Source organism: Ensifer sp. ENS08 (assembly GCF_014852195.1).
GTDB lineage: Bacteria > Pseudomonadota > Alphaproteobacteria > Rhizobiales > Rhizobiaceae > Ensifer > Ensifer adhaerens.
Genome location: NZ_JACVBF010000003.1, coordinates 345043 through 371727, shown reverse-complemented (window position 1 = coordinate 371727; position 26685 = coordinate 345043). Strand labels below are relative to the sequence as shown.

At 61.4% G+C, this 26685-nt stretch carries 29 protein-coding genes and 2 tRNA genes; 15 read left to right on the top strand and 16 right to left on the bottom strand.

What is annotated here, in order from left to right:
• Window positions 1–6: 6 nt before the first annotated feature.
• Window positions 7–726 carry a lipoyl(octanoyl) transferase LipB gene (lipB, locus tag IB272_RS11830; protein WP_060516828.1) on the bottom strand — a complete coding sequence of 240 codons (720 nt, stop codon included), beginning with the start codon at window positions 724–726 and terminating at the stop codon, window positions 7–9.
• Window positions 727–919: 193 nt separating this feature from the next.
• On the opposite strand from lipB, the gene IB272_RS11825 reads away from it, so the two are divergent.
• The 3 genes from IB272_RS11825 (at window position 920) to IB272_RS11815 (ending at window position 2923) form a co-directional block, all read left to right on the top strand.
• Window positions 920–1004: transfer RNA gene (locus IB272_RS11825), tRNA-Leu, on the top strand.
• A 384-nt stretch (window positions 1005–1388) separates the two neighbouring features.
• Window positions 1389–1473 (top strand) — tRNA-Leu (locus IB272_RS11820).
• Between the two features lie 265 nt (window positions 1474–1738).
• Window positions 1739–2923 (top strand): serine hydrolase domain-containing protein, encoded by a 1185-nt coding sequence (locus IB272_RS11815; RefSeq protein WP_192444436.1) that lies wholly within the window; start codon window positions 1739–1741, stop codon window positions 2921–2923.
• A 47-nt stretch (window positions 2924–2970) separates the two neighbouring features.
• On the opposite strand, the gene IB272_RS11810 is transcribed toward IB272_RS11815, so the two are convergent.
• Both IB272_RS11810 and IB272_RS11805 read right to left on the bottom strand, forming a co-directional pair.
• A complete protein-coding gene (locus tag IB272_RS11810; protein ID WP_192444435.1) occupies window positions 2971–3240 on the bottom strand; it encodes a hypothetical protein in 270 nt (89 codons plus the stop codon).
• A 52-nt stretch (window positions 3241–3292) separates the two neighbouring features.
• Window positions 3293–3802 carry a peptide deformylase gene (locus tag IB272_RS11805; RefSeq protein WP_060582505.1) on the bottom strand — a complete coding sequence of 170 codons (510 nt, stop codon included), beginning with the start codon at window positions 3800–3802 and terminating at the stop codon, window positions 3293–3295.
• A 322-nt stretch (window positions 3803–4124) separates the two neighbouring features.
• On the opposite strand from IB272_RS11805, the gene mgtE reads away from it, so the two are divergent.
• Together mgtE and IB272_RS11795 are read left to right on the top strand one after the other, a co-directional pair.
• Complete coding sequence (gene mgtE / locus IB272_RS11800; protein WP_060582504.1) at window positions 4125–5546, top strand: magnesium transporter; 1422 nt, start codon at window positions 4125–4127, stop codon at window positions 5544–5546.
• A 71-nt stretch (window positions 5547–5617) separates the two neighbouring features.
• Window positions 5618–6004 carry a MerR family DNA-binding transcriptional regulator gene (locus IB272_RS11795; protein WP_089044566.1) on the top strand — a complete coding sequence of 129 codons (387 nt, stop codon included), beginning with the start codon at window positions 5618–5620 and terminating at the stop codon, window positions 6002–6004.
• An 80-nt stretch (window positions 6005–6084) separates the two neighbouring features.
• Here the strand turns inward: IB272_RS11795 and IB272_RS11790 are convergent, their stop codons facing one another.
• The 3 genes from IB272_RS11790 to IB272_RS11780 all read right to left on the bottom strand — a co-directional run bounded on the left by IB272_RS11790 (window position 6085) and on the right by IB272_RS11780 (window position 8392).
• Window positions 6085–6558 carry an isoprenylcysteine carboxylmethyltransferase family protein gene (locus IB272_RS11790; RefSeq protein WP_034796004.1) on the bottom strand — a complete coding sequence of 158 codons (474 nt, stop codon included), beginning with the start codon at window positions 6556–6558 and terminating at the stop codon, window positions 6085–6087.
• Window positions 6559–6561: 3 nt separating this feature from the next.
• Window positions 6562–7464, bottom strand: a complete 903-nt coding sequence (locus IB272_RS11785) for a DUF1624 domain-containing protein (protein WP_246810350.1) — start codon at window positions 7462–7464, stop codon at window positions 6562–6564.
• A 235-nt stretch (window positions 7465–7699) separates the two neighbouring features.
• Window positions 7700–8392, bottom strand: coding sequence for a DUF599 domain-containing protein (locus IB272_RS11780; RefSeq protein ID WP_034795992.1), 693 nt, complete (start codon window positions 8390–8392; stop codon window positions 7700–7702).
• Between the two features lie 746 nt (window positions 8393–9138).
• Here IB272_RS11780 and IB272_RS11775 point away from each other — a divergent pair.
• Together IB272_RS11775 and IB272_RS11770 are read left to right on the top strand one after the other, a co-directional pair.
• A complete protein-coding gene (locus tag IB272_RS11775; protein WP_034795990.1) occupies window positions 9139–10539 on the top strand; it encodes an L-serine ammonia-lyase in 1401 nt (466 codons plus the stop codon).
• Window positions 10540–10659: 120 nt separating this feature from the next.
• Window positions 10660–11097: a DUF1489 family protein gene (locus IB272_RS11770; protein ID WP_060582502.1), complete on the top strand. Its 438-nt coding sequence runs from the start codon at window positions 10660–10662 to the stop codon at window positions 11095–11097.
• 181 nt (window positions 11098–11278) lie between these two features.
• Here IB272_RS11770 and IB272_RS11765 read toward each other — a convergent pair whose 3' ends face one another.
• The 7 genes from IB272_RS11765 to IB272_RS11735 all read right to left on the bottom strand — a co-directional run bounded on the left by IB272_RS11765 (window position 11279) and on the right by IB272_RS11735 (window position 17024).
• Window positions 11279–11548, bottom strand: coding sequence for a hypothetical protein (locus IB272_RS11765; protein WP_034795983.1), 270 nt, complete (start codon window positions 11546–11548; stop codon window positions 11279–11281).
• Between the two features lie 76 nt (window positions 11549–11624).
• Window positions 11625–13157, bottom strand: coding sequence for an SPOR domain-containing protein (locus IB272_RS11760; protein WP_060582501.1), 1533 nt, complete (start codon window positions 13155–13157; stop codon window positions 11625–11627).
• Window positions 13158–13338: 181 nt separating this feature from the next.
• Window positions 13339–14073, bottom strand: a complete 735-nt coding sequence (locus tag IB272_RS11755) for a hypothetical protein (protein ID WP_060516839.1) — start codon at window positions 14071–14073, stop codon at window positions 13339–13341.
• Window positions 14074–14359: 286 nt separating this feature from the next.
• Window positions 14360–14968, bottom strand: a complete 609-nt coding sequence (locus tag IB272_RS11750) for a transglutaminase-like cysteine peptidase (RefSeq protein WP_034795974.1) — start codon at window positions 14966–14968, stop codon at window positions 14360–14362.
• A gap of 189 nt (window positions 14969–15157) precedes the next feature.
• Entirely contained in the window at window positions 15158–15445 is a 288-nt protein-coding gene (locus IB272_RS11745) for a hypothetical protein (RefSeq protein ID WP_162733108.1), read from the bottom strand.
• 219 nt (window positions 15446–15664) lie between these two features.
• Complete coding sequence (locus tag IB272_RS11740; RefSeq protein WP_034795971.1) at window positions 15665–16273, bottom strand: PilZ domain-containing protein; 609 nt, start codon at window positions 16271–16273, stop codon at window positions 15665–15667.
• A gap of 109 nt (window positions 16274–16382) precedes the next feature.
• Window positions 16383–17024, bottom strand: a complete 642-nt coding sequence (locus IB272_RS11735) for a PAS domain-containing protein (protein WP_234798738.1) — start codon at window positions 17022–17024, stop codon at window positions 16383–16385.
• A gap of 355 nt (window positions 17025–17379) precedes the next feature.
• Between IB272_RS11735 and IB272_RS11730 the strand changes: the two genes are divergently transcribed.
• Together IB272_RS11730 and IB272_RS11725 are read left to right on the top strand one after the other, a co-directional pair.
• Window positions 17380–18111 carry a rhomboid family intramembrane serine protease gene (locus IB272_RS11730; RefSeq protein WP_034795968.1) on the top strand — a complete coding sequence of 244 codons (732 nt, stop codon included), beginning with the start codon at window positions 17380–17382 and terminating at the stop codon, window positions 18109–18111.
• 261 nt (window positions 18112–18372) lie between these two features.
• Entirely contained in the window at window positions 18373–18801 is a 429-nt protein-coding gene (locus IB272_RS11725; protein ID WP_034795965.1) for a CBS domain-containing protein, read from the top strand.
• 134 nt (window positions 18802–18935) lie between these two features.
• On the opposite strand, the gene IB272_RS11720 is transcribed toward IB272_RS11725, so the two are convergent.
• The 3 genes from IB272_RS11720 to folE form a co-directional block, all read right to left on the bottom strand.
• Window positions 18936–19895: a patatin-like phospholipase family protein gene (locus IB272_RS11720; RefSeq protein ID WP_034795962.1), complete on the bottom strand. Its 960-nt coding sequence runs from the start codon at window positions 19893–19895 to the stop codon at window positions 18936–18938.
• Between the two features lie 398 nt (window positions 19896–20293).
• Complete coding sequence (gene hisI, locus IB272_RS11715; protein WP_060516845.1) at window positions 20294–20746, bottom strand: phosphoribosyl-AMP cyclohydrolase; 453 nt, start codon at window positions 20744–20746, stop codon at window positions 20294–20296.
• Between the two features lie 24 nt (window positions 20747–20770).
• Complete coding sequence (gene folE / locus IB272_RS11710; RefSeq protein ID WP_034795957.1) at window positions 20771–21388, bottom strand: GTP cyclohydrolase I FolE; 618 nt, start codon at window positions 21386–21388, stop codon at window positions 20771–20773.
• Between the two features lie 340 nt (window positions 21389–21728).
• On the opposite strand from folE, the gene IB272_RS11705 reads away from it, so the two are divergent.
• The 6 genes from IB272_RS11705 (at window position 21729) to IB272_RS11680 (ending at window position 26653) form a co-directional block, all read left to right on the top strand.
• Window positions 21729–22175: an iron-sulfur cluster assembly scaffold protein gene (locus IB272_RS11705; protein ID WP_060582500.1), complete on the top strand. Its 447-nt coding sequence runs from the start codon at window positions 21729–21731 to the stop codon at window positions 22173–22175.
• A gap of 1 nt (window position 22176) precedes the next feature.
• Window positions 22177–22551 carry a membrane protein insertion efficiency factor YidD gene (gene yidD, locus IB272_RS11700; RefSeq protein WP_060582499.1) on the top strand — a complete coding sequence of 125 codons (375 nt, stop codon included), beginning with the start codon at window positions 22177–22179 and terminating at the stop codon, window positions 22549–22551.
• Entirely contained in the window at window positions 22548–22976 is a 429-nt protein-coding gene (locus IB272_RS11695; RefSeq protein ID WP_060582498.1) for a DUF2267 domain-containing protein, read from the top strand. The genes yidD and IB272_RS11695 overlap by 4 nt, the downstream gene beginning before the upstream one ends.
• A gap of 11 nt (window positions 22977–22987) precedes the next feature.
• Entirely contained in the window at window positions 22988–23527 is a 540-nt protein-coding gene (locus tag IB272_RS11690) for a DUF1697 domain-containing protein (RefSeq protein WP_060582510.1), read from the top strand.
• A 224-nt stretch (window positions 23528–23751) separates the two neighbouring features.
• Complete coding sequence (gene thrS / locus IB272_RS11685; RefSeq protein ID WP_060582497.1) at window positions 23752–25734, top strand: threonine--tRNA ligase; 1983 nt, start codon at window positions 23752–23754, stop codon at window positions 25732–25734.
• 79 nt (window positions 25735–25813) lie between these two features.
• Window positions 25814–26653: a lysophospholipid acyltransferase family protein gene (locus IB272_RS11680; RefSeq protein WP_060582496.1), complete on the top strand. Its 840-nt coding sequence runs from the start codon at window positions 25814–25816 to the stop codon at window positions 26651–26653.
• Window positions 26654–26685 lie beyond the last annotated feature (32 nt).

Sequence of the window (26685 nt, the reverse complement as noted above, 5' to 3'; positions counted from 1 at the left end):
ACGGGCTTACGGCGCGTCGTTCCGCGTCGGACCGAACACGGTCTCGAAGGCCTCGCGCAAGCGGATGTCCACGTCCGGCATCATTACGGGCAGGCCGAGATCGACGAGGCTGGTGACGCCATAACCGCGAATGCCGCAGGGCACGATGCCGCCGAAATGGTCGAGATCCGGGTCGACGTTGAGCGCAAAGCCATGGAAACTCACCCATTTGCGCAGGCGGATGCCGATCGCGGCGATCTTGTCTTCCGACATGGAGCCGTCGGGCAGGGCAGGCTTTTCCGGGCGCCGCACCCAGACACCGACCCGGTCTTCACGCCGCTCGCCCCGAACGTTCATCGAATCGAGCGTGGAGATGACGACGCTTTCGAGTGCCGCGACGAAAGCGCGTACGTCCTGCTTCCTGCGCTTGAGGTCGAGCATGACGTAAACGACGCGCTGGCCCGGGCCGTGATAGGTGTATTCGCCGCCGCGGCCGGTGGCAAAGACCGGAAAACGGTCGGGCATGACGAGATCGGCGGCGTCGGCACTGGTGCCGGCCGTATAGAGCGGCGGATGCTCAACGAGCCAGACCAGTTCATCTGCGGTGCCGGCGGCAATCGCCGCGGCTTCCTGCTCCATCAGCTCGACGGCCTGCGGATAATCGACCAGTTCGGAGGCAATCCGCCAGCGAACCGGGGGTGATTCCGGAGGGGCAAACATGTCCTGGCTCAGATTTTCACGCTGCATTCGCTCGGCATTCCTGTTTTTTGGAGCCTGTACATGGGATGGCGCGAGGCAAGAGTCCAGCGTTTCCGGGGCTCCTTGGGCGGGCTGTTGAAATAGTTTCATTTCCCGTCAAAATTCTGTCGTGATCCCCTTGTGCCCCCCAGGGGCTTTTGCTACATGCAGCCCCGTCGACGCAAGTCGGCCCTACCACGATGCGGTCGTGGCGGAATTGGTAGACGCGCAGCGTTGAGGTCGCTGTGGGGCAACCCGTGGAAGTTCGAGTCTTCTCGACCGCACCAAAAAAACCCGGCTTCGGCCGGGTTTTTTGTTTTTAATCCTGGTGTTAGCCAATTAGGCCTTCTGCCCGTGCGCAACCGGCGCATCCCTTTGTCTTCCAGTCCATATCATGCGTTCGAATAGGGGTGGCGGCCGTCGCTCATCTTGCGCGCGAATGCCGAACGAATTGCCGACGATCCCGTCGTGGCGAGAGCGAGCCTCGAAAGGCGTCGGGGAGGTTCGTTCGCTGGTCTGAAATGCGCGCGCTGAACGCCGTCTTTTCGCGCCGCTCTGTGAATGCCCTCCCGTCCGTCGCCATCGTTTAATTTGTCCACAGCCATCCCTTGTGCACTCAAGGGGCTTTTGCTACATGCAGCCGCGCCGACGCAAGTCGGCCCTACCACGATGCGGTCGTGGCGGAATTGGTAGACGCGCAGCGTTGAGGTCGCTGTGGGGCAACCCGTGGAAGTTCGAGTCTTCTCGACCGCACCAAATACCCGGCTTCGGCCGGGTTTTTTGTTTCAAATCCATGTTTAGCTTCCCCGTTCTGGCGCGCCCTGATCGGCGGCATCGTGATGCCTTCTGGCAATCTGAGTCTCGCTCGTTTCGCGCTGAGTTGGCCGACGGCACTCTTTTTCCACAGCCGTTAGAAAATGGCTTGGGCCGCCCTTTGATGTTAAGATTTGCGCGGCGGTTCAACGTGAAGGGTGGCACGACCGCCACGCGTGTCGAAGCCTTGGCTGTGCGGGAGGTTCCTTTGTCCGGCGATCTCAAGACTGCTGCCGATGCAATCCTCAATGCCGCGGTCGCTTCCGCCGATGGCGTGCCAGGCGTTGTCGCAATCGCCACGGATCGCCATGGCAATTTTTACGCGGGCGCCACCGGAAAGCGCTCTTTGGCTGGCGCGACGGATATGACCATCGACAGCGTCTTTGCGATCTTCTCGATGACGAAGGCGATCACGGCGACGGTCTGCCTGCAATTGGTCGAGGAGGGCAAGCTCGATCTCGACGCTCCCGCCAGGCAATACGCGCCCGAAATCGGCACGCTGCAGGTGATCGAGGGGTTTGACCTCGCGGGGAATCCGAAACTCCGCCCGCCCAAACGGGACATCACCACGCGCATGCTGCTCCTGCACACGGCCGGTTTTGGCTACGATTTTTTCAACGAGACCTATGCCCGGTTGGCGCGGCAACATGGACAGCCGAGCGTGATCACCGCGTCCCATGCATCCATCCGGACGCCTTTGCTCTTCGATCCCGGCGACGACTGGGAATATGGGAGCAGCCTGGACTGGGCCGGGCAGGTCGTGGAGGGCATCACCGGCAAGCGGCTTGGCGCTGTGATGGCGGAACGCATCCTCCAGCCGCTTGGTATGGAGGACACCGGCTTTGCAATGACCGCATCCATGACATCCCGCGTGGTTACCTTGCACCAAAGGGACGATGCCGGACGTTTGTCGCCGTTGCCTGATTTCAGGCTCCCGCAGGCCCCGGAGGTCCAGATGGGCGGGCACGGTCTCTATTCGACGGCCGTCGACTACGCCAAATTTATCCGCATGTGGCTCAACGACGGGATGTCACCCGGCGGTCGGGTGTTGAAGACGGAAACGGTCGAAATGGCGGCAAGGAACGGCCTCGGAGAAAAAAAGATCAAGAGGCTCCCGGGGGTAATAAGAAGCCTGTCGCACGACGCCGAATTTTTCCCCGGCATGCCGAAGTCCTGGGGGATAAGCTTCATGATCAACGATGAAGCAGCACCGACGGGGCGGCCAGCCGGTGCGTTAGCCTGGGCGGGGCTTGCGAACCTCTACTACTGGATAGACCGCCAAAACGGTCTCGGTGGCCTGTGGGCGACACAAATACTGCCCTTTGCCGATCCCGCTTCGTTCGGGAGCTATCTCGATTTCGAAACGGCGGTATACGCGGCTCGAATTACATAGCGGCGACGGGCGACAGAGGTCGCTGCGCCCGTACGCCCTGATCCGTGTCAGTTGTTGCCGGCAGGTCCACTCTGGTCCATGCGGCGGCGGACAAGCTTGTAGGTGCGGTCGGGCTGAACCTTGTAGGTCTCGTAGACCATTTGGCCTTCATACATGAAGCGGTTCTGGATCATGGCGCCCGGTGCGGCCTGTGTCTTCCTGCTGGCCGCGTTCTCGCCATAGGTCAGGCTCTGGGGCAGGGGCTCGAGATCTTGCTGGGCGCTGTTGCAGCCGGCGAGCGCGAGGAGGCCGATGAGGGCGAGATAGGTCGGTTTCATGGTTCGGTCCTTGGTGACTATGACGTGATGTTGCGAGCAGGGAATCGGTGCGCTAGCCGCGCGCCTGCTCCCTGGTCAGCTTTTCGAACTTCTTGATGGCGCGGTCGCGCTTCAGGCGCGAGAGCCGTTGTGTCCAGAAGATGCCGTCGAGCTGGTCGATTTCGTGCTGCAGGCAGGTGGCCATGAAGCCGTCGGCTTCCTCGTCGATCGTCTCGCCGCCAAGCGTCTGGTAGCGGACGCGAACGGCGCGGGGGCGCTCGACCTCTTCCAGGATGCCCGGCATCGAGACGCTGCCTTCCGTATGGGTCGCCTTCTCGTCGCTATACCAGATGACCTCCGGATTGACGAAGGTCCTGGCGCCGCTTTCGCGGTCGAGCTCGATCACCGTCACGCGCTCCAGGATGCCGATATGCGGCGCGGTGATACCGACGCCGGGGGCGCCCCGCATCGTGTCGAGAAGGTCCGCGGCCAGCGCCTCTAATGCCGCGTCGAAGCGGGTGATCGTCTCCGCTGTCCGGGTCAGCAGCGGGTTGGGAAAGCGGACAATGGGGCGAATGGCCATCAGATCTTCCTTGGCGGCGCCAAATGGGTGTTGCGCCTCCGATATCTCGACTGAAGTGCTAGCCGATCGCGCGGTCGATGTCGACTGTGTCGAGAAGCAGCCGGTTTTTCATGTATTTGCAACAGCTTGAATAAATCTGTTGTTGCGGCGCGCCCGGTGGTATCTGTGCTGTGGACCTCGGCAGGGCTTTGCGCTAGCAGGCTGTAAGGCCAGAATTCCCGCCCATGGCGGCGGATGAGGGTGAGGCAAACGTCAGTGGACGCATTCTTTCCGGCTCGCGAGGCGGACGGCCGGGAAGCAGCAAATCGTTTCGAGGGCGCGCATGAGCAATACTGGCGACGAAGACCGCGGCTCAGAAGACGTCAAGGCCTTTGACGGCTCGGACATTTATGCCGACGACGGTTCTATCCGCTCTGATTTTCTCATGCATGTCGGCGCGGCAATCGCCGACCGCGATACGATCTATCTGCGCCAGCACGTTGCCGGCCTGCACTCGTCGGAAATGGGTGACCTGCTCGAGGCGATCCAGCCCGATCAGCGCCTGGCGCTGGTTTCGCTGCTCGGCAAGGAATTCGACCTTTCTGCACTGACGGAGGTCGACGAAGCGATCCGTCTCGATATCGTCGAGCACATGCCGAACGAACAGATCGCCGAGGCCATCGGCGAGATGGATTCGGACGATGCGGTCTACATTCTGGAAGACCTGGACCAGGAAGACCAGGACGAGATCCTGGCGAAGCTGCCGTTTACCGAACGGGTTCGCCTGCGACGCTCGCTGGATTACCCCGAAAGCACGGCCGGCCGGCGCATGCAGACCGAGTTCGTGGCGGTGCCGCCATTCTGGACTGTCGGCCAGACGATCGACTACATGCGCGAAGACGAGGACCTGCCGGAGAGTTTCACGCAGATCTTCGTGATCGACCCGACCTTCAAGCTGCTCGGCGCCATTGACCTCGACCGCATCCTCCGAACCAAGCGTTCGGTCAAGGTCGATGCGATCATGCACGACACCAGCCATGCCATTCCGGCCGAGATGGACCAGGAAGAGGCGGCCCAGCTATTCGAGCAATACGACCTTCTTTCTGCGGCCGTCGTCGATGACAATGGCAGGCTTGTTGGCGTGCTCACCATCGATGACGTCGTCGACGTCATTCAGGAAGAAGCCGAGGAAGACTTGCTGCGCCTGAGCGGCGTCGGCGACGAAGAACTCTCAGACTCCGTCGGGGAGGCATCGCGCTCGCGCGTGCCCTGGCTGTTCATCAATTCGATGACCGCCTGCATCTCCGCTTCGGTCATCGGCCTCTTCGACGCGACGATCCAGCAGATCGTGGCGCTCGCCATCCTGATGCCGATCGTTGCGGGCATGGGCGGCAATGCCGGTTCGCAGACGATGACCGTTACCGTGCGCGCGCTCGCAACACGGGGTCTCGACATTCACAACGCGCCGCGCATCATCCGGCGTGAAGCCGGCGTTGGGCTGCTCAACGGCATGATCTTCGGCACGCTGATCGGGCTTCTTGCCGGTCTCTGGTTTCAGGACCCGAACATCGGCGGCATCATCGCAACTGCGATGCTGATCAACATGATGGCTGCAGCCCTTGGCGGCATCCTCGTGCCGCTCTGCCTCGATCGCTTCGGCGCCGACCCGGCGGTCTCTTCCGCCGTCTTCGTGACGGCCATTACCGATATCACCGGCTTCTTCAGCTTTCTCGGCATCGCCACCTGGTGGTTCCACGTCACGTAACGTGGCGCGTTGTTTGACTTTTACGTCAAGGTCAACGATAGTGCATGCCCAGGAACACATGGAATGGCAGCGTGGATAAATACTATAGCATCACCGAATTGACGCGGGAATTCGGCATTTCCACGCGAACGCTGCGTTTCTATGAGGACGAGGGCCTCATCCATCCGGAGCGCCGTGGTCGCACGCGCCTGTTCCGGCCGGCCGACCGGCGGCTCATTCAGGAGATTCTGCGAGGGCGCCGCATCGGCTTCACCATCGCCGAGATCCGTGAAATCATTCAGGTCTACAAGGACCCTCCCGGCGAGCTCGGCCAGCTTCAGCTGCTGATGTCGCGCGTCGAGGAAAAGCGCGAAGAGCTGCGCCAGAAGCGCAAGGACATCGACGATACGCTGACGGAACTCGACAATGTCGAGGAAGCGTGCCTGACGCGTTTGGCCGAAATCGGCGTCGGCACCTGAAGGGTCGCTGGTTTATGTCTGGAATTTTCGAAGGGTAGCGTTCGCGCTGCCCTTTTTGCTGCGTGTATCCCTGCCGGCGCTCAGATCCAACGGCTGGTATGCCGGCAGTAGCGCTCGAATTCGAAACCGAAGCGCGACAGCAGGTGCCGCTCTTCATTGCGGATGGCAAAGAGTGTGGTCAGCATCACGGCTGCAATCGCCATGATGAAGAACCACGGATTGAGCGTCGCCAGCCCAAAGCCGATCATCATCAAGGTGTAGCCGAGATAGATCGGATTGCGCGTGAAGCGGAACGGACCGTAGGTGACCAGGCATGTGGCTGATCGGTAGGGCATGACCGCCGTATGCCGATCGAGCAGCGTTTTGACGGCCCAGAGGGCCAGCCAGATCGCGACGATAATCAGGGCGCCGCCGCTGATCCAGGGAAACCAGCCGTGGCCATGTGCCACCGGAATGGGAAAATGTCGCGCCAGTAGAAGCGCCGCAAGAGTGGCGACCCCGTAGAGAAGGGCCGGCCATGGGAAGTTCAGCGGCTTGGCACGATAGGCATTCATGTCCTAGTCCCCTGATTGCACGTTCATTGTGCATTGCTGCGCGATTCGCGCAATGCGTTCATCGCTGCTGACGTTGATCTCTCCCCTGTTCAGGCTGTCGAACAGGTTCTGTTCCACCAGACGGTCGAGGGTACAGCCGCAGAAGCTGTCGCACGGCACGGCTGGATTTCCCTGGTTGCAGGCCGCAACGCAATTGCTGCGGTAGGCTTCCTTGGGATCCGGCAGTGTCGGCGGAGAGATCAGCGAGAAGAGATAGACCAGTCCGATGAGCACGGGCTGGTGAATGAGGTATATGGCCAGACTGTGACGGCTGCCGAAGACGAGGGGCGTCATCCACAGCCGCCCCTTGCCATCTGTGGAGGGCCGGCTTGCAAGCGCGGATGCCAGCTGCGCGTGGAAGAGCTTGGCGGCACCAAGGCCGAGCAGAAACGGACCGAGCCACGGCAACAGCGGCACGTAGTCGTTGGACCGTGGCAGCGTCTCGGACAGACCGACCCACCAGAGCCAGGGCGCATCGAAGATCGGCGAGCGCAGATAGAAGGGTGCCGCGATGGCCGCGGCGGCTGCGGCGAACGAAACGACGGCAGGAAGCCTGAGGAATATCAGGCCGATCAGGCTTGCCGCGGCGATCGCGTGCAGGATGCCGAAGAAGATGAAGGTGTCCGGGAAGGCAAAATAGGTGGCAATCGTGATCAGCGCTGCGGCGCCAGCGATCTTGGCGAAACGGCGCAGGAACGCATTGATGCGGATCGTCGGCCATTGTCCGAGCACGAGGCTGTAGCCGGCAAGAAACAGGAAGCTGCTGGCAATCAGCCGCGCAAAAATCTTCCAGCCGCCGGTGCCGGCCGTGCCTGCTGCGACATAGCCGAAAAACTCGAGGTCCCAGACGAAGTGATAGGTCGCCATGGCAAGCAGCGCCACGCCGCGCGCGACATCGATGAAGGCGAGCCGCCTGCCTGTCGGTTTCGCCGGGGTCTCTGCTGCCGGTGCGGTCACATGGATATCGGACATGGGCATTCGCCATCCTGTTGGCGTGAGGAAGAGTGGCAGGCCTGGCTTGCGCCAGGCACGCGTCCTTGATTGCTGATGGAACGCCGCGGCTGCGATCCGCAGCCGTCCGGCGCGCCGGTTGCGCGGACTGTCAGGGTGTTGCGTCCTTGAGGAGCGCGGAACGCGCTTCCGAGAAGAACTGTCTGCGGGTCAAGACGAAGATGACGAAGACGGTGAGCGCCACGAACACATAGGGGCTGATGAACCAGCCGAGATAGCCGATCGAAAGAAAGATCGCCCGGAGACCGGCGTTGAAGTGCTTGGCGGCAAGCACGTTCATGCGGATCGCCCGTTCGGCCGCCTTTTCCGCCGCATGACGATCCCGCTGCATGTCGGCGGTCATCGGGATGCCACCCATCAGGATCGAGCAATAGTTGAACAGCCGGTAGGACCAGCCGAACTTGAAGAAGGAGTAGCCGAAGAGGCAGGTGAGGCCGCCGACCTTCAGCTCGAACGCCGTGCGCCCGCCATGGAAGACATAGGGCATGTCGGCAAAGATCATCTGCGCCTGTTCGGTAGCGCCGAGCAGTGCGAAGCAGCCGCCGAGCGCGAATATGGTCGTTGAAGCGAAGAAAGCGGTGCCGGCCTGGAGCCCCGCGATGATCTGCGTATCGATCATCTTCAGGTCGCGGTTGAGCGAATTGCGGATCCAGCGGCCGCGATGCTCGTTCATGAGGCGCGTAAGACTCACGCGTTTGAAGCCGCGCGTGCCATCGGTCGCCCAGCTGAAACCCGCCCAAAGCAGGATAAACACGACAAGCGCTATGTAATCTTCGAAGGTCATACACGTGTTTTTGGCATGGCTTTTGGAAATTGCAAGGTGGCCGGGGCGGCGTCGGAATCGGCGACGCGTCAACTACTGTGATGAAATTGCGGCGGAATTTCTTCCCGGCCGTACCGACCATTTGTGCGGTTTTCACCAGGATCCTGTGTTCGGTCGCACGAGCTTGACACCTTTCCGCCACATTCCCCCATTGCGCATTTACGCTTTCTTCAATATGCATGGCCCCAGACGCGGGCGCCCACTGTGCTGCCCGCGGCCGTTGAGAGTGTTTTCGGAGACATCATGGACAATACAATTCAGAAGTCTTGCTGGGGCGTAACTGCACGCGCCGTGGCTGGTTTCGCTGGCGTTCTTGTTCTTGCTTATCTTTTCGGCGGCCTTTGATATCTAGTATCTAGAAAAGTCCACTGATTGACGGCGCGGCTTCCCAAAAGCCGCGCCGTTTTTGATTCCAGGCAACCAGTGGCGCTACCCGGAGGCCTTGCGGGAGGTCAATGTCGCACGGACGGGATCGAATGTCGGTTGACCGCCTGACGGCCAGCTATGGGATCGCTTAGGCTTCGTTCCTATATCTGCTTGCGGATCTCCTTAAATCGGCACCGATCAAGGCGTAAAATCCACCAGCAAATAAGATGGTATCACGCCGGTTCGCATAGACTTCGAAGCGTGGTATCGAGGCAATCGTTAATGCGGTGCCGGGCGATCATGCCCGTGCGTCGCGGGTCAGTCTCCGGGGCAGGCAGCTTATGTTTCTTTCCGTCTTCGACGTGTTCAAGATTGGTATCGGGCCTTCGAGCTCGCATACGATGGGGCCGATGTCGGCCGCCAATCGCTTTCTCGATCTCATCCTTTCCGACGACTGGCCACGTCCGTCCCATGCCTCCGTTGCGGCAATCAAGGTGAGCCTGCACGGTTCGCTCGCCCACACCGGCATCGGCCACGGAACGGGCAGGGCGGTGATCCTCGGACTCGTTGGCGAACGCCCGGATCTCGTCGATCCGGATCGCATGGATGCTCTCATCGATGAGGTCGAACGCACGGGCCGCATTACACCGCCGGGCCATCCGTCCTACGAATTCCAGCCGAAGACCGATCTGGTCTTCGACAAGAAGGTGCCGTTGCCCGGCCATGCCAACGGCATGTCGTTTTCTGCCTTCGACCGCGACGGCCGGCTGCTGTTGAAGCGGATCTACTATTCGATCGGCGGCGGCTTCGTCGTGACCGACACGGAACTTGAGGCCATGCGCGCCTCGAAGAACAAGGCGACGGGCGTCAAGGTGCCGTTCCCGTTCTCCTCGGCCCAGGAAATGCTGGACATGTCTGCGCGCTCCGGCTTGACGATTGCGCAGATGAAGCGGGCGAACGAAGAGGCGACGATGTCGCCGGACGAACTGAACGCCGGGCTCGACCGAATCTGGGGCGCCATGAGCAATTGCATCGACCGGGGCTTGAGCCAGGACGGCATCATGCCCGGCGGCTTGAAGGTTCGCCGCCGCGCCCGCTCGATCCACGACAAGCTGCAGGAAGAGTGGCGTTCCAACAAGGCCAATCCTCTGCTCGCCAACGATTGGCTGAGCGTCTACGCAATGGCGGTCAACGAGGAAAATGCCGCCGGCGGCCGCGTCGTCACTTCGCCCACCAACGGTGCCGCAGGCGTAGTGCCGGCGACGATCCGCTATTACATGCATTTCCATGACGACGCCGACCAGGAAGGCATTCGCGACTATCTGCTGACGGCTGCCGCGATCGGCGGCATCATCAAGCACAACGCCTCGATTTCCGGCGCTGAGGTCGGCTGTCAGGGCGAGGTCGGCTCGGCGTCCGCGATGGCGGCGGCGGGCCTTGCTGCCGTTATGGGCGGTACCCCCGAGCAGATCGAAAATGCCGCCGAGATTGCACTCGAACATCACCTCGGCATGACCTGCGATCCTGTGGCCGGCCTCGTGCAGGTGCCCTGCATCGAGCGCAATGCGCTTGGCGCGGTCAAGGCGGTGACGGCCGCTTCTCTGGCGCTCAAAGGTGACGGCAAGCATTTCGTGCCGCTCGACGCCTGCATCGAGACGATGCGGCAGACGGGCGTCGACATGAACGAGAAGTACAAGGAAACATCGACTGGCGGTCTTGCGGTCAACGTTGTCGAATGTTGAGGCTTGCAAGCCTCTCGAAGCCCAGACGCCGGTGTATCGACCGGACGTATTGCGGTGATTGTGGATGAACGACGTCTGGCCGCTTGACCGCAACGGCCGGAGGGGTGTTCAAAAAAAGCCATGTCTCTACATCTCATAAAGCTTTGCGTCGGAGCGGAATCGATCGAGGACCTGCGCGAATGGGTTTCGCGCAAGGCGATGGCGGCCATGGCCGCCGGCCTCGAGCCGCACTCGTTCCACACGACGCGCATGGTGCCCAAACGCGTGGAGGAACTGCTGGAAGGCGGCTCGCTCTACTGGGTGATCAAGGGCAGCGTGCAGGCGCGCCAGCCGCTCATCGGCATCGAGCCCTTTACCGACGGCGAAGGTATCGGCCGTTGTAATCTGCTGCTGGGTCCGGAAGTGATCGAAACCGAACTGCAGCCGCGTCGCGCGTTTCAGGGATGGCGTTACCTGACCGACAAGGACGCCCCGCGCGACCTGGCGTCGCTATCGGGCGGCGGCTCCGAGATGCCGCTCGAACTGCGGCGCGAACTGGCCGAACTCGGGCTTCTCTAGAAGTCCTATGCCGCGGGCATTTTGCTGAGCTCTTGGCAATCGAGCGGCAACCAACGCGTCCTTGAAGGTGTCGCCTGCTTTCGCACTCTTCTGCGCGCGCGAAACGGCCCTACCGAGGCCGCACCATCATCCAGCCAGAAAGCGAAAAGGCGGCCGTGGCCGCCTTCCGGACTGTGAATGTTCAGGTGATCCGCATCTTCAGCGGATGGCGCCGGTTTGGCGCCGTCACGTGAAGGTGGATGCCGGCGCGCGGCTGGGTCGAGCGCCAGGCTCGAGCTCCGTGCGTCAAAAGCATGCCGACGAGATCGCGTGTCTTGGCCTTCGATCGATTGAGGCCGAGATCGGCGATGCGCATGGCCGCCTCGTGCAGGGGGTGCAGATTGATGCGCGACGGTTTAGCCCGTCGCCCCGGCAGCGGGGTGACACCCGGAACGTTCTCGTTCATTGCCATGTTTAACCTCGTTACGCTGTACAAATCCGAGGAAGGCGGCCGGAAAACAAACACATCCGGCCGCCAAATTTCGTCGTTACTGCTGGCTGGCCCAGCAGGAGATGCCTTTCTTCTTCAAGGCCTTGCAAGCATTGACTGCCGAATTCTGGTCATCGAAGCCGCCGAAGCGGGCGCGGTAGACCTGGCCGAAGGCGACGGTGAACGGCTGCGCGTTGCGCAGTGCCTTGCCACCCTTGTCCTTGGCGTTGCCGAGCAGCGTCATGGCCTGATCCTTGTCCGGAGTGGCACCGATCTGGATCACCCAGCCCTGCGGCTGCGCCGGCATCGGCTCGGCCTTTGCGACTTCAGCAGGCTCTGCCTTGGCAACAGCCTCTGCCTTCTTCGGCACGGAATTGGTGATCTGGGTGTCGACCATCGCTGCGGTCGCAGGCTGGCGAAGCTTCAGGCTCTGCGCGTCGAGCGTGTTGGGAACGATTTTCGGAGAAAGGACAGGGTTGTCCGATGCAGGCTTGTTGCCGGCATAGGCCATCTGCACGCTGCTGGCGCTTTCGCCGTTGTAGCGGAAATCCGGAACGGGACCGGTGTTGGGCAAGTCATGGCCAGTGGCGACGGCTGCGACGACCGGCGTCTCGGCAACGGGCGCTGCGGCTGCAACCTGGGTCTCTTCGGCCGGAACGGGGGTCGGCTTCGTCTCGGCAATCAGGTTGCCGTTGCCGCGACGCGATGCGTCCGGCATGTACTTCGCGACCAGGCGGCGCATCTGTGCATCGCGGCTGGCGCCCGAGGTGCCGCCCATGACGACGGCGACGATGCTACGGCCGTCGAGCTGGGCCGAGGTCACGAGGTTGAAGCCGGAAGCGCGCGTGTAGCCGGTCTTGATGCCGTCGACGCCGCGCACATTGCCGAGCAGGCGGTTGTGGTTGCCGATGGTCTGCTTGCCGAAGCGGAAGCTGCGCGTGGAGAAGTAGTCGTAATACTGCGGGAAATGCTGGCGAAGCGCGAGCCCGAGGCGGGCCTGGTCGCGTGCGGTCGTGCGCTGTTCCGGATTTGGCAGGCCGTTGGCGTTGCGGTACGTCGTGCGCGTCATGCCGAGCGCGCGCGCCTTGTTCGTCATCATGCGGGCGAAGCGTTGCTCGGAGCCGCCGAGATACTCGCCAAGTGCCGTGGAGGCATCGTTGGCCGACCGTGTAACGAGCGAAAGGATCGCCTGTTCGACGGTGATCGACTGGCCGGCGCGCACGCCGAGCTTCGACGGGGGTTCCGCGGCCGCATTTTTCGAGAAGGGAATCTGCGTGGACTTGCTGATCCGACCGGCTTCGAGCGCCTCGAAGGTGAGGTAGAGCGTCATCATCTTGGTGAGAGACGCCGGATAGCGCAGTTCGTCGGCATCCTCGCCATAGAGGATCTTGCCGGTCTTGGCATCGACGACGATGCCCGAATATTTGGGATTGGCGTAGGTCGACGCCGCAAAGCCGGGCAACACAAAGGCGACCGAGGCAATGGTGCCTGCCAGGACGACCCGCTTTACCATCTTTGAAAGAGCGCCGAACGGGCGCTTCGCGAGATCAAAAAAACCGGTTTGGGACACTACGCTGCTCTTTATTCTCATGTCATGGGGTTGTCCGGACGCCGCCTCCGGGAACGACCGTTCTCGAGACAGTATCGGCATAGCGTTACCAATCGGTTTATGATGAATGATTGGTTTCCGGAATCGGACGCATTCGTACAAAGACAATTCCGGTGTAGCGCAATGATGCGGTGCCTGCCTGCACCACATCAGTTGGACGAAATCAGGGCACGATTCGGCTTTTGATGAAAGCTGTAATCGCGTGGTCGATTTCCTTCCATTGCGGCAACAGTTTGTTGGCGAAGCGGTAGAGCACGACGAGGTCCTTGCCGGCATGAATGTCGCGCTGGCAGTCGGCGCTGGTCGATATGGTTTGCGCGTCGGATTTCAGACAGCGCACCACGTAGGGCGCCTGGCCTGTCCGCTCCGCAGTATAAAAGACTTCGCCTGCGTAGCTGGAGGCAGCTTTGGTCGCATGTAAAAGCAGTCCGTTCGGCCCGGGGGATGGAGTGCCGTCGAAGACCTGCTTGTAGATCGGCTCCACCCGACCCGACATGTCGCGGGACATCGTGCTTTGCGAAATCTGCAGGAAGATCAGATTTTCAGGCGCGTCGACGTCGTTGAAGAGGTCGCGATTTTCGTCGCTGTAACCTTCAAGGCCGGGCCATGTCAGGTAGACATCGACACGCCCGACGATCGAGGTGGCACGTTGGGCCTCGAAGCGGATCATGTTCGCCGGCAGCCGCAGATGATCCTGTCCGATGAAGATATCGTAGGGCTCCCTGCTGGCGGTGTGACCGGCCAGCGCCAGGTTTTCGCCGAACCATCTTCCCGCGAACGCGATTGCCGCCGTCAGGGCTGCGAGCACAACAACGACCGCCGTCACCCGGTAGATGAAGCGGGCCGACAGCAGCGGCCGGAGTTCCGGTTCGTCTATCCCGTTTGGAGCGTTGCTCATGGTGGCCGTCCCGTCGCGTTGGCCGCGCCCAAGTCGAGTGTCGAGCCCCTGGTTGGCGGCGGACCGAAGTGTGGCGGACGCCGCTTGCCCGACGCTGGTCGAAGACGGTTAACTTTCGATGAATGCCCTATGCCTGCGTGCGTCCGGGGAGGCAAGGCCGCATAAAAAAACGGCCGGTTCCGAGGGACACGGAACCGGCCGAGGCTCGGTCTGGACGGGGAAAATGGACTGACCGAGGCCCGTTGGGAGACGTCCGCCGGGTGGCGGCTCGCCTGTGTTTCAGATCTTACTGCGTGCGAACGCTACCGACGGCAACGGTGCGGCCGTCCTGAAGCTTGACCCAGCGGCCGGAATGCTCGGTCGATTGGCGCTTGAGGTAGGTGTATTCGGTATCCGACCACAGCAGCACCTTGTTGCGCATGTTGTCGAGGATGAAGTCGCCGCGGTCGGTACGAACGGTGAGGACGGCATGGCCGTCGCCATTCGGCTGCAGCACGACGGTGATCAGCAGGTCGGATGCGGAGAAGCCGTTTTCGATCAGCTTGCGGCGCTTCAGGAGAACGTAGTCTTCACAATCGCCGACGGTTTCCGGATAGGACCACTTCTCTTCGACGCCATGGATTTCCATGTCGGTCATCGGAGTGATCGCCTGGTTCACGTCGTAGTTGATCTCGAGAATTTTCTGCCAGCCTTCGCGGGTCAGCACCATCGGGCCGCCGTCCTTGCCGTTGGAGGTGCACTCCGACGCATAGATCTTGCAGAACTCGTAGTGGCCGATCGGCGGGTTGGTGGAGCCGGTCACGACCATGTTGGCCGGAAGCGCCTGAGCCGTGCCGAAAAGGCCGCCGGTGAAAAGGACCGCAACCGCGATCAGCTTGGTGATTGTCTTGAGCATGATTGTCTCCCCGTTATGGTTCGACAATGGCACAGACGTTTTTATCGCTCGCGAACTTGCGAGCTAAAAACAAGTACAAATGAAAGTCGTATAAGAATAAAATAAGAATAGAATTCTATTTGTATTTGAATCGAATTTGAATCAAATTTTATCGATTTTAGCTCCGCCCGCTCGTGGAGGTGTAATTTGTTAAGCATTTAACCCGCTGTATTTGTTTGGGTATGCGGGAACTGAGCGACTGGGCGGTGCAAAAACTGCGGCGCGGCCACGGCAGGAGATGCATCTTTGCAGCGTCTGTACTTGCCACTTCAGGAGAGTTTTGACTTGAAATATGCGTTTTCGCTTGAATTCCACCGGAAAAATATTTGCGGACGACGAGAGCATTTTGATCGCGGCGCCGGACTTGTCTCGAAATGATCCAGGCGCGGATGCGGCGCGCTTCTGCTCGCGAAAACCGCTCCAGTTGCCACCGATCATCGTGTGTCTTCGGGGTCAAGGACGTAGGGCCTAAGCGAGCACGCCTTTAGCGCGTTCTCTCGGGCGTAGCCGAGCGGAGCGATGTGGGAACGGGGGTTCTTTGCCGCACAAAAGAAGCACGAAGACGGTTTTGTGTCTGAAGCACAGTTCGGGAGATGGTCGGGCTAGCAGCGTTGCTCAATGCAAGGCGGGTAGCCGAAGGACGGCGCAGGCGCGCCGTTAGAGGAATTCGGTCAGTGCCTCACGGGACTGGATGCCCAAGAACTCGATGGCGCAGCCTTCCTGGAAGTGACGGACGATCCGGCCCTTCATATTTCCCAGGAGGATGGCGGTTCCGATCGGCGGGCGGTTCTCGATGTCGACGGCAGCACCGGACAGCGAAAGGTCGATGATGCGGCACGGGAACTTCTCGCCGGTGTCGAGCGTCAATTCGGTTACCGTTTTGCGCGGCGCAAGGCGATCGTGGCGGCGGTCTTCGGGCAGGCCGAGCTCATGCTTGTTGGCGATCCAGGTGAGCTGGGCCGCGAGCTTCTCGCGCTTGCGCTCGGTCGCGTTGAGTTGGATGACGAAAGCGCCATCGGCGATGCGAGACACCGTGCCTTCGAGGCGACCGACGTGATCGACATAGGCGATGATGCGTTCGCCCGCGCGCGGCTGGGCCGGCGAGGAAAGCAGGACGTCGCCGGGCGACATGTCGATGGCGGTGCACTCGAACTCGTCACGATTGGCAAGCATCAGCCGCCCCGCCAGATTCACGGAAACGCGCTGGAACGCACCTTCGTGGTGCGGTTTCGGAGCGGTATTCTGTGCGTGCTGAAACGAGAACATGTTGACTCTGTGGCGACATAGCTTGGCTGGCGGAGCTTAGCCTTTTCAAGTTAATAGAAGGTTCGTCCTCCGGTTGGTCCCTGACATCATCTCGGGACAGTCGGCGCGATCAATCGCGGCGCCCGCCCTCGAGGATGCGGAGATGCCCGAACTGGCGGAATTCGCGCGAAAATGCGCCGGCGGCAGGCGATTTCGCAAAGGCATCGCTCTGTCGTTCGGTTTCCTCGTCGCGAAAAACAGCGGTCCGATCAGGGTCAAGAACCTTCATGCCCGTCGCATCGAGACATTCGATTGAGGTTGCATGCAACCAATACGGGCGGGAAAGAGGTGAGAGGGCGCCAAGGACCCGGTCACTTTCGCCTTCGCTGGAGGCAAGCGGCAAAAGCAGGGTTTCGATATCGACTTCCCGCGCGTCGGCGGTACGGCCCTTGGCCGAAAGCACGAGCGGCACACGGTGCGTCATGACCTGGCCGGTGATGCGCTGCGTTTTCGCCGCCTGGCTGCCGAGCCAGAGCATGCCGAATTGCCGCCCGCGCAGCTCCTGCCCGAAGAGGGCGCACACCTGGGTTCCCGCTAGGCGAAACGAGATGCCGGCATTGCGGTCGCGCTCGAGAATGAACAGGTTCGGCAGCAGCGTTCTGATGTCGGAAGGTTCAAGCTCGTCGCGGCGCGGAAGCTCGCGCTTCCCGCGAATGGTGTTCCAGTATCGGAAAAGCTCCGTCGTCGTATTGCTGCGCATCGCTTCTTTCATTCCATTCCTGCGGCCCGTTGTGTCCCGGTTCGAGACATCTTCGGCCATGCATTTCGGTTCTGAGGATTAAGGAGCGAAAACCGTGCCAGCCGGAAATTAAGGTTAACAAACGGTTTCCGTTGCAGTGCGCCGCCGCAACTGGCAGGGGAGGACATCACTTTACGAAGCGTTGTCTTCGGCACTTGAACTGGAGCTCGGATCTGAGCTTGGCGACCGTTCAGTTTTTGCTGGACGGTCTTTTTTTGTTTGCTTATGGCTGGTCGCCCCAACTCCAGTCCTAATTCCGGTGATGCCATGCCATTGCCGCGATCGCACAGGAATGTGTGGGCCGCATTGAGAGGAGAACACAGCAACCATGGAACGAGATCAGACGGCGACGCCACCGGAAGCAGAGCGCGACAGCGCCGCGAACCCGGCGCGCGAGCCGGCCTTCAATCTGCCGGCGGGGCTGACCTTCATCCTGCTGTTTCTGATCGCAATCCATGTTCTGCGAACCTACGTGCTGCCGCCGGCGATCGATCAGGAGATCATCTTCAACTTCGCCTTTCTCCCGGCCCGCTACGATCACCCATTGGCCGAGCAGGGGCTTGCCTGGCTGTGGAGCCCCGTCACCTATTCCTTCCTGCATGGAAGCTGGGAGCATCTGATCTTCAACATCTTCTGGATGGTGGCCTTCGGTGCGCCGGTCGTGCGGCGGATCGGCATGGGGCGTCTCGCCGTGTTCTGGTGCCTGTCGGCGGCGGCCGCAGTCGCGCTGCATACGGCGTTTCACTGGGGGGAAATGATCGTCGTCGTCGGCGCTTCCGGCGTGGTGTCCGGATTCATGGGGGCTGCCGCGCGCTTCGTCTTCTCGCCGAGCGGACGCATCAGCCGGCAGTTTGCCCATCTCAATCGCCGGCTCGACGTCGGTGAGGCTCTGGCCAACCGCTCGGTCGTGGTCTTTGCCGGTATCTGGTTCCTGACCAATTTCCTGATCGGCCTTGGCATGTTTACCCCCGGCGGAGCGGGCAGCGTCGCCTGGGAAGCGCATATCGGCGGCTTCCTCTTCGGCTTTCTGCTCTTCAGCCTTTTCGATCCGCGTGACTGACGGAGCGAAAGATCGGCGGACGGCGCTTGTGAGCGCTTGATTTCCCCAGGGCGCTGGCGCACCATTTGTTACGGTCGCCCGTGATCGAAAGACTGGGCGACCCGTGTAGGCCGGGAATCGAATGCCATCCGCGTCTGAGGAGCACGCGAGACGGCTTTCGCAAGCGGCCAGGGTACAGGTTCCATCGCCCGACCGTACCGCACGTGAGATGGCTGGACCTATCCCTGCCGACCCGGTGTTGTCGCAACGGGAGATGTGCGCATGTCAGTAAAAGCCATACTCGATGAAAAGGGCCGGAATGTCGTAACGGTCGGCCCTCAGATGACAGTCCAACAGGCTGCCATCCTCTTGCGTGACAATCATATCGGTGCGGTCGTCATCCTCGACGCGGACGATCAGATCGCAGGCATCCTCACCGAGCGCGACATCGTCGCAGCGATTGCCAAGCAGGGTTCGACCTGTCTCGAAAGGCCGGTGGCAGCGGTCATGTGGCAGAATGTCTATTGCTGCACCGAGGACATGTCGGTTCAGACCCTGATGGAAATGATGAGCAAGCTCAGGGCCCGTCACCTGCCGGTCGAAAGGAACGGCCAGCTTGCCGGCATCGTCTCGATCGGTGACGTGATCAAGCATCACATCCGCGCCATCGAGCACGAGACCGAACAGATCAAGGCCTATATCGCCGGCTGAGAGAAAAGGGCGGCATTGCGCCGCCCTCTTAATCCCCCTGGGAGCCGCGAAGCACCCGTGTGTTCAGGGTACACCCTGGGCGGCCGGTAACGTGCGCCGCTGCGTATCGCGGCTTTCATGCCGGGCACGATCCGTCAGCGAACGAGCACTTCCTGCATGCGGCGAATTTCAACCAGCCTCGCCTTTGCCTCGTGGTAGCCGCGATCGATGGCCTCGCCCGCGCGATGGAATTCCGAAAGACCGATGTCGTTGAGTTTCGGGTGCAGCGCCAGGTCCGGCGGGTCGCCGGCAAGCCGGGCGCGGGAAATCCGGTCCTGGATGATGTTGAAGGCCTGGACCATGACGCTGGTCATGCCGAGGCGCGACTGGTGCGGCGCTTCCTTGGCGGGCGCATCCAGGGATTCAGCGCCGGCGCTGTGTTTGACGACGGCAGAGCGGCCATAGAGATCGTAGTTGAGGTTCACCGCGACGACGAGTTGCTGCTCATGGGCGCGGCACACCGAAACCGGAACCGGATTGACGAGCGCGCCGTCGATCAGCAAGCGTCCATTCGCCTTGATCGGCTCGAAGATGCCGGGCAGGGCGTAGGAGGCCCGGATCGCGGTGATCAGCGATCCCTTTTCAAGCCACACCTCGTGGCCGCTGTGAACTTCCGTTGCAACAGCAATGAACGGCCTGTCGAGGCCTTCGATGCTGAGGCCTTCCAAATGCTCCTGCATGCGCTTGGTGAGCCGCAGGCCGCCGAAAAGGCCGCCGCCGCCGATGGCGAAATCGAGCAGGCCGGCGATCCGGCGTACGGTGAGGGAGCGGGCGAAGGCTTCGAGTTCGTCGAGCTTGCCGGCAAGATAGCAGCCACCGACGAGCGCGCCGATCGAGGTGCCGGCGATCATGCCGACTTCGATGCCTTCTTCGTCGAGCGCGCGCAGCACGCCGATATGGGCCCAGCCGCGCGCGGCACCGCCGCCAAGCGCGATTGCGATCTTCGGTTTTTGCGGAGGTGGCGCCGGTTCAGGTGGCGTTGTCGAAATCGATGTTCCGTCCGGTCCGGACAGATCCGTAATCTGATTGTTACGCGTAAACGTCCAATTCAACATCCGGCACCTCCAACACCGCCGAATACTCCGCAGCGCGACACGTCGATGAGAATGCGCGAAGGTCGCTGTGGCAATTCATCGCTGACTAAACTTCCAGGGGTCGGGATTGATCCTGGAGAGAGGCAATTTCATGCGCGCGTCCTGGGGAGGCTCCGCCAAGCCGGCGCCGGTGCTGGCCTTGTCCGCTTCATTGCTGAAAGACTGGCACCTGTGTCTAAGGTATATCACCGATCCCGCCGACGATTGCGGCACGACCGATAAACATTGGATACAGTTTGCAATACAGTTTGGAACGAGATCGTTCCGATTGCGCCGCATCCCTGCTTAAGGATTAGGCGCCCGGTTGGTTTCCAAAATATAAATATAGCATGCACCCGCGCCAAAAAGATGCGCGATGCTTAATTTTTATCATAGATCTCGGCGGGGTCGAAATGCCTGTGGTCGTCGGTGATTTTGACCGAGGCCTTGCCGTCTTCGGTGCCGACGGTGCGGTAGAAACAGGAGCGGCGGCCGGTATGGCAGGTCGCGTCGTGGCCGGCGACGGAAACCTTCAGCCAGATCGCATCCTGGTCGCAATCGGTGCGGATTTCCTTGACTGTCTGCAGGTTCCCAGAGCTTTCGCCCTTCTTCCAGAGGCTCTTGCGCGAGCGGCTGTAGTAGTGGGCCACGCCGGTCTCGATCGTCAGGGCCAGGGCCTCCGCGTTCATGTGGGCGACCATCAGCAACTCGCCGTCCCTGACGTCGGTGACGACGGCGGTGATCAGCCCCTTTTCATCAAAACGGGGAGTGAAGGCCGGACCGGTTTCCAGTTCGGCCTTGTCTGAGGAGGGAGCGTCGAAGGTGAGCGTCATGGAAAGGCTCCGTCTGTCGGAGCCTTACTTGAAGCCCCTGATCATCGTCATGAACCGCGCCTGCTCGGCCGGTTCCGTCTGGAAGGTACCCGTAAATGTGGTCGTCAGCGTTGTCGAGCCTTGCTTCTGCACGCCGCGCATCGCCATGCACATATGCTCGGCTTCGATCATGACGGCAACGCCGCGCGGGGCGAGCGATTCGTCGATCGCCCTGGCGATCTGCGCCGTCATCGATTCCTGCGTCTGCAGTCGGCGGCCGTAAATATCGACCACGCGGGCGATCTTCGACAGGCCGAGCACGCGCCCGTTCGGCAGGTAGGCGACATGCGCCTTGCCGATGATAGGCACCATGTGGTGCTCGCAATGCGAATAGAACGGGATGTCCTTGACGAGCACCATATCGTCGTAGCCGGCAACCTCCTCGAAGGTGCGGCCAAGCACGTCTTCGGCAGCCAGATCATAACCGCTGAAAAGCTCGCGGTAGGACTTGGCCACGCGCGCGGGCGTGTCCAAAAGCCCCTCGCGCTGCGGGTCTTCGCCAGCCCAGCGCAAAAGAACGCGCACCGCTTCCTCGGCCTCCTTCTGGGTGGGGCGGCCGCTCGCATCGTCGAGCACAGGAAAATTCTTCACTATGGCATCCATAATGGCCTCTTTTAGCAATACGGGATTGCTTGACGTTTTATCTTTCGGACAACTCGCCACTGGCCATTCGCCTAACCCTGCAGGCTTGGGTTCCGTTGGCGGGCTCCGGGGCTTTCCGGTCCTGGCTTAGCAGTGCACTGGACCTTCCGGCACGGTTTCCCAAACAACAGGCGACATTGTTCCTCTTGCGGAACTGTCGCCCCAACACGACATAGCATATAGTATGGTGCCACAGAGATGAAAGAGGCGGAGCGTGTCGCGTCGTGCTTTTTTCCCGTCTACCGGAGAAAATCATGCGTCGATCACTCAAAACCGCGAAAAATCAGTCGGATCGCGTCAAATGATGGATGACATCTACAACAGCCGAATTCTCGAATTCGCCGGCAACATTCCCCGTATCGGGACGCTCGGCGATGCCGATGCGGACGCGACGGCGCATTCCAAGCTGTGCGGCTCCAAGGTGCATATCTGGCTGAAGATGGATGGCGACGTCGTCACCGATTTTGCCCATGACGTCAAAGCCTGCGCGCTCGGCCAGGCGTCGTCCTCGATCATGGCGCGCCATGTCGTCGGCGCCGGTGCTAAGGAGATCCGCCAGGCGCGCGAAGACATGCTGGCTATGTTGAAAGCGGACGGTGAGGGGCCTTCGGGCCGTTTCGAGGACATGCGCTTCCTGCGTCCGGTGAAGGACTACAAGGCGCGCCACGCATCGACCATGCTAACCTTCGATGCGGTCGTCGATGCCATCGAGCAGATCGAGGCCAGGCGACTGCTCGCGGCCGTCTGAGATGTGCGGGGAACCGAATTGCCGGCACGCTGCGCACGACAAGGCAGCGCCAGCGGTCCGTGGCCGGAACTGGTCGGGCCCCTTTCGCAAGACCCCCGGGCGGCTCTTAGGCATGGCGCTTATCCGCGCCTATCAGCTCACGCTTTCGAGCTTTATCGGCAATTCGTGCCGACACCTGCCGACCTGTTCGGAATATGGCTATGAGGCGATTGCGCGCCATGGCTTCTGGGCCGGAGGCTGGATGACGCTGTTTCGCGTGGCGCGCTGCGGGCCGGGCGGAACGCATGGTTTCGATCCGGTGCCGGAGCGGCTTGAACCGCGCCTCGTATGGTATGCGCCGTGGCGCTTTTGGCGGCCGCGGCCGAAGATTGGATGACCGCCATGCCCATGCCGATGGAGTATCGTCAGGCTTCCTTAGACTTCGAGCGCTTCCTTCTCGATGCCCGCGACGTGGCAGGGCTGCAGACGACGAACCAGGCCTATACGATGGTCCAGGCGGTACTGCAGACGTTTCGGCGCCGGCTCGATATCGAGGATGCCATTTTGTTTGCCGACATCCTGCCGCCTGTCATCCGGGCGATCTTCGTTGCCGAGTGGGACCTTGAAGAGCCGCGGCTCCCGTTTTCGGGTCGCATCGCCATGACCCGCGAGGTACAGGCGCTGCGCCCGGATCACAATATTTCCCCGGACAGCGCCATTGCAGACGTCGCTGGCGCCTTGCGTCGCAACATCGACGAGGCGAAACTCGACCGGGTGCTCGCCCGACTGCCGGCGGGCGCAGCGGATTTCTGGCGCGCCTGACAAGGGGAATGATGAACAGCTACGTCGCCTTGCTTTACAGCATCGTTCTCGGGCCTGGCCGCCGGGTCGTCATGGCTGACCTGAAGAAGATGGCGGAAGGGCTCGGCTATCAAGCGCCGCGGACGTTGGTCGCAACGGGCAATCTGGTGTTTCAGACCGGACAAACGTCCACTCGGAACCTCGAAATGCCGCTTGAGAAGGCCTTTGCCGAGACGTTTGGCCGGCACGTCGACATTCTTGTCCGGTCGGGCGCCGATTGGCAGACGCTTGCCGCAGCCAATCCCTTCCATGAGGAGGGCGAGGCGGACGCGACGCAGGTTCATGTCCGGGTGATGCGCGAACCTTTGACGGAAGCGGCACTCGAAGGGCTTCGGCGCTACTGCACCGCCGGCGAGCGACTGGCGATCGTCGATGGCGATCTCTGGGTGCATTTCCCGGGCAAGGCGAGCGAATCGAAGCTGCTCGGCGCCATGACCACCAAGCGGCTGGGCATCGGGACGTTCCGCAACTGGAACACCGTGAAGGGGCTTTGCGAGATGCTGCGCAGCTAGCCTCCGCAGCAGCCTTTGCCTTTACTCACTTTCGAAAACCCTTTATCAGGCTACGGCGTGTTTCCGCGGGTCGTCCTCCGGCTCGGGGAAAAACACGCAGCAATCCAAAGCACTACAGCGATCTCTGCGCGCCTGACGGATGCGACGCTGTATCGTCAATTCACCGGCCTTGCCGGTCAACCATACCACCCGCATTCGTTGGCGGGACTGGATAGGAGATCACTATGTCGAATCCTGTTTCCCTTACATTTCCTGATGGCTCGGTGCGCGAATATCCCTTCGGCACGACCGGCCGCGACGTGGCAGAATCGATTTCGAAGTCGCTCGCCAAGAAGGCGGTTGCGATCGCGCTCGACGACGAGCTGCGCGATCTGTCCGATCCGGTGACCAATGGTCGCCTCGAAATCGTCGTTCGTGACGACAAGCGCTCGCTCGAACTGATCCGCCACGATGCCGCGCACGTGATGGCGGAGGCCGTTCAGGAACTGTGGCCGGGAACGCAGGTGACCATCGGCCCGGTCATCGACAACGGCTTCTATTACGACTTTGCCCGCAACGAGCCCTTCACGCCCGACGACCTGCCGCTCATTGAAAAGCGGATGAAGGAGATCATCGCCCGCAACAAGCCTTTCACCAAGGAAGTCTGGTCGCGCGATAAGGCCCGCCAGGTTTTTGCCGACAAGGGCGAGGCCTACAAGGTCGAACTCGTCGACGCGATCCCCGAAGGGCAGGATCTCAAGATCTACTATCAGGGCGACTGGTTCGATCTTTGCCGCGGCCCGCACATGGCCTCGACCGGCCAGATCGGCACCGCCTTCAAGCTGATGAAGGTGGCCGGCGCCTATTGGCGCGGCGACAGCAACAACGCGATGCTGACCCGCATTTACGGCACCGCCTGGCACACCCAGGAAGAGCTCGACCAGTACCTGCACGTGCTCGCTGAAGCCGAAAAGCGCGACCACCGTCGCCTCGGCCGCGAAATGGACCTGTTCCATTTCCAGGAAGAAGGCCCGGGCGTCGTCTTCTGGCACGGCAAGGGCTGGCGCATGTTCCAGACGCTGGTTGCCTATATGCGTCGCCGGCTCGCCAACACCTATCAGGAAGTCAACGCGCCGCAGGTACTCGACAAGTCGCTCTGGGAAACCTCGGGTCACTGGGGCTGGTACCGGGACAACATGTTCAAGGTGACGGTTGCCGGTGACGAGACCGACGACGAGCGCATCTTTGCGCTGAAGCCGATGAACTGCCCGGGCCATATCCAGATCTTCAAGCATGGCCTGAAGTCCTATCGCGAACTGCCGGTGCGCCTCGCCGAGTTCGGCAACGTTCATCGCTACGAGCCGTCGGGCGCTCTGCACGGGCTGATGCGCGTGCGCGGCTTCACCCAGGACGACGCGCATGTCTTCTGCACCGACGAGCAGATGGCGGAAGAATGCCTGCGCATCAACGACCTCATCCTCTCGGTCTACGAGGACTTCGGCTTCAAGGAAGTCGTGGTCAAGCTCTCCACCCGTCCGGACAAGCGCGTCGGTTCCGATGAGCTCTGGGATCGCGCCGAAAGCGTGATGACGGATGTCTTGAAGACGATCGAGGCGCAGTCGGAAGGCCGAATCAAGACCGGCATTCTGCCGGGCGAGGGCGCCTTTTACGGTCCGAAGTTCGAGTACACCCTGAAGGACGCGATCGGTCGCGAATGGCAGTGCGGCACGACCCAGGTCGACTTCAACCTGCCGGAGCGTTTCGGTGCCTTCTACATCGACAAGGAATCCGAAAAGCGCCAGCCGGTGATGATCCACCGCGCGATCTGCGGCTCGATGGAACGCTTCCTCGGCATCCTGATCGAGAACTTCGCCGGCCACATGCCGCTCTGGGTTTCGCCGCTGCAGGTCGTCGTCGCGACGATCACTTCGGAAGCCGACGACTACGGTCGCGAGGTTGCCGAACTCCTGCGTGATGCAGGGCTGACTGTAGAGACCGACTTCCGCAACGAGAAGATCAACTACAAGGTCCGCGAACATTCGGTCACGAAGGTTCCGGTCATCGTGGTCTGCGGCAAGCGCGAAGCCGAAGAGCGCTCGGTCAACATCCGCCGTCTGGGCTCGCAGGCCCAGACCGCCATGTCGCTCGACGAGGCAATCGCATCGCTTGCGCTCGAAGCCATGGCGCCGGATCTCAAGCGCAAGGCAGAAAAGAAAGCTCGGGGTTGAGACCCCGAGCACTTGCTTTGTCAGCAAACTGTCATATTAGCGGAATATCCGGATAAGATCGTATCCATCGGAGATTTCCGTGCAGTTCAAAGAGCTGTCCTACGCCAATGAGAACGACCGGCGCCTGAAGCGCTGGTTCATTCGCTCCATGGAAGGCCTGTCGGGCCGCAACCGCTATGCCAAGCTTTATACGCGCTGGCGGTCCGACATCGTCGGCAAGAGCGAGCGCGTCTTCGGGGAGATGTTGCAGCTCATCGATGTGACGCTGCAGACAAAAGGCGAGTGGCCGCCGCGGAACCTGCCCGATACGCCGATCGTCATCATCGCCAATCATCCTTTCGGCATCGGCGACGGCATCGCCGTGCTGGCGCTCGCCGAACAGCTCGGCCGTCCCTTCCGCGTCCTCATCAACAACGAACTGCTGAAGGTGCCGGAAATGGCGCCTTACTCGCTGCCGGTATCGTTCGAAGAGACGAAGGAGGCGCTAGCGGTCAACATGGCGACGCGCCATGAGGCGCTGCGACTGCTCAAGGAAGGCGTGACCATCGTCATCTTCCCGGCCGGCGGCGTGGCGACCGCGCCGAAGGGTTTCGGCCGGGCCGAGGACCTGCCGTGGAAGATCTTTCCGGCAAAGCTCATTCAGGCGGCGCGGGCGAGCGTGATCCCGATCTACTTCGAAGGACAGAACGGGCCGTTCTTCCATCTGGCGAGCAAGATTTCACTGACGCTGAGACTGTCGCTCTTGATCCGCGAATTCCGGCGTCTGTCGGGAACGACGATCGCGGCGCGCATCGGCGGCGTTCTCACGCCCGAGGATCTCGGTGCCTGTGGTGATCGCAAGGACCTTTTGGCGCGCATCTATGAAGCGGTCTTTTCCATGGCGCCGCCGCGTCGGCGGTTCCTGCGACGGTCAGGCTGACGTTAGGTCAACTGCGTTCCGTCACGTCGAAG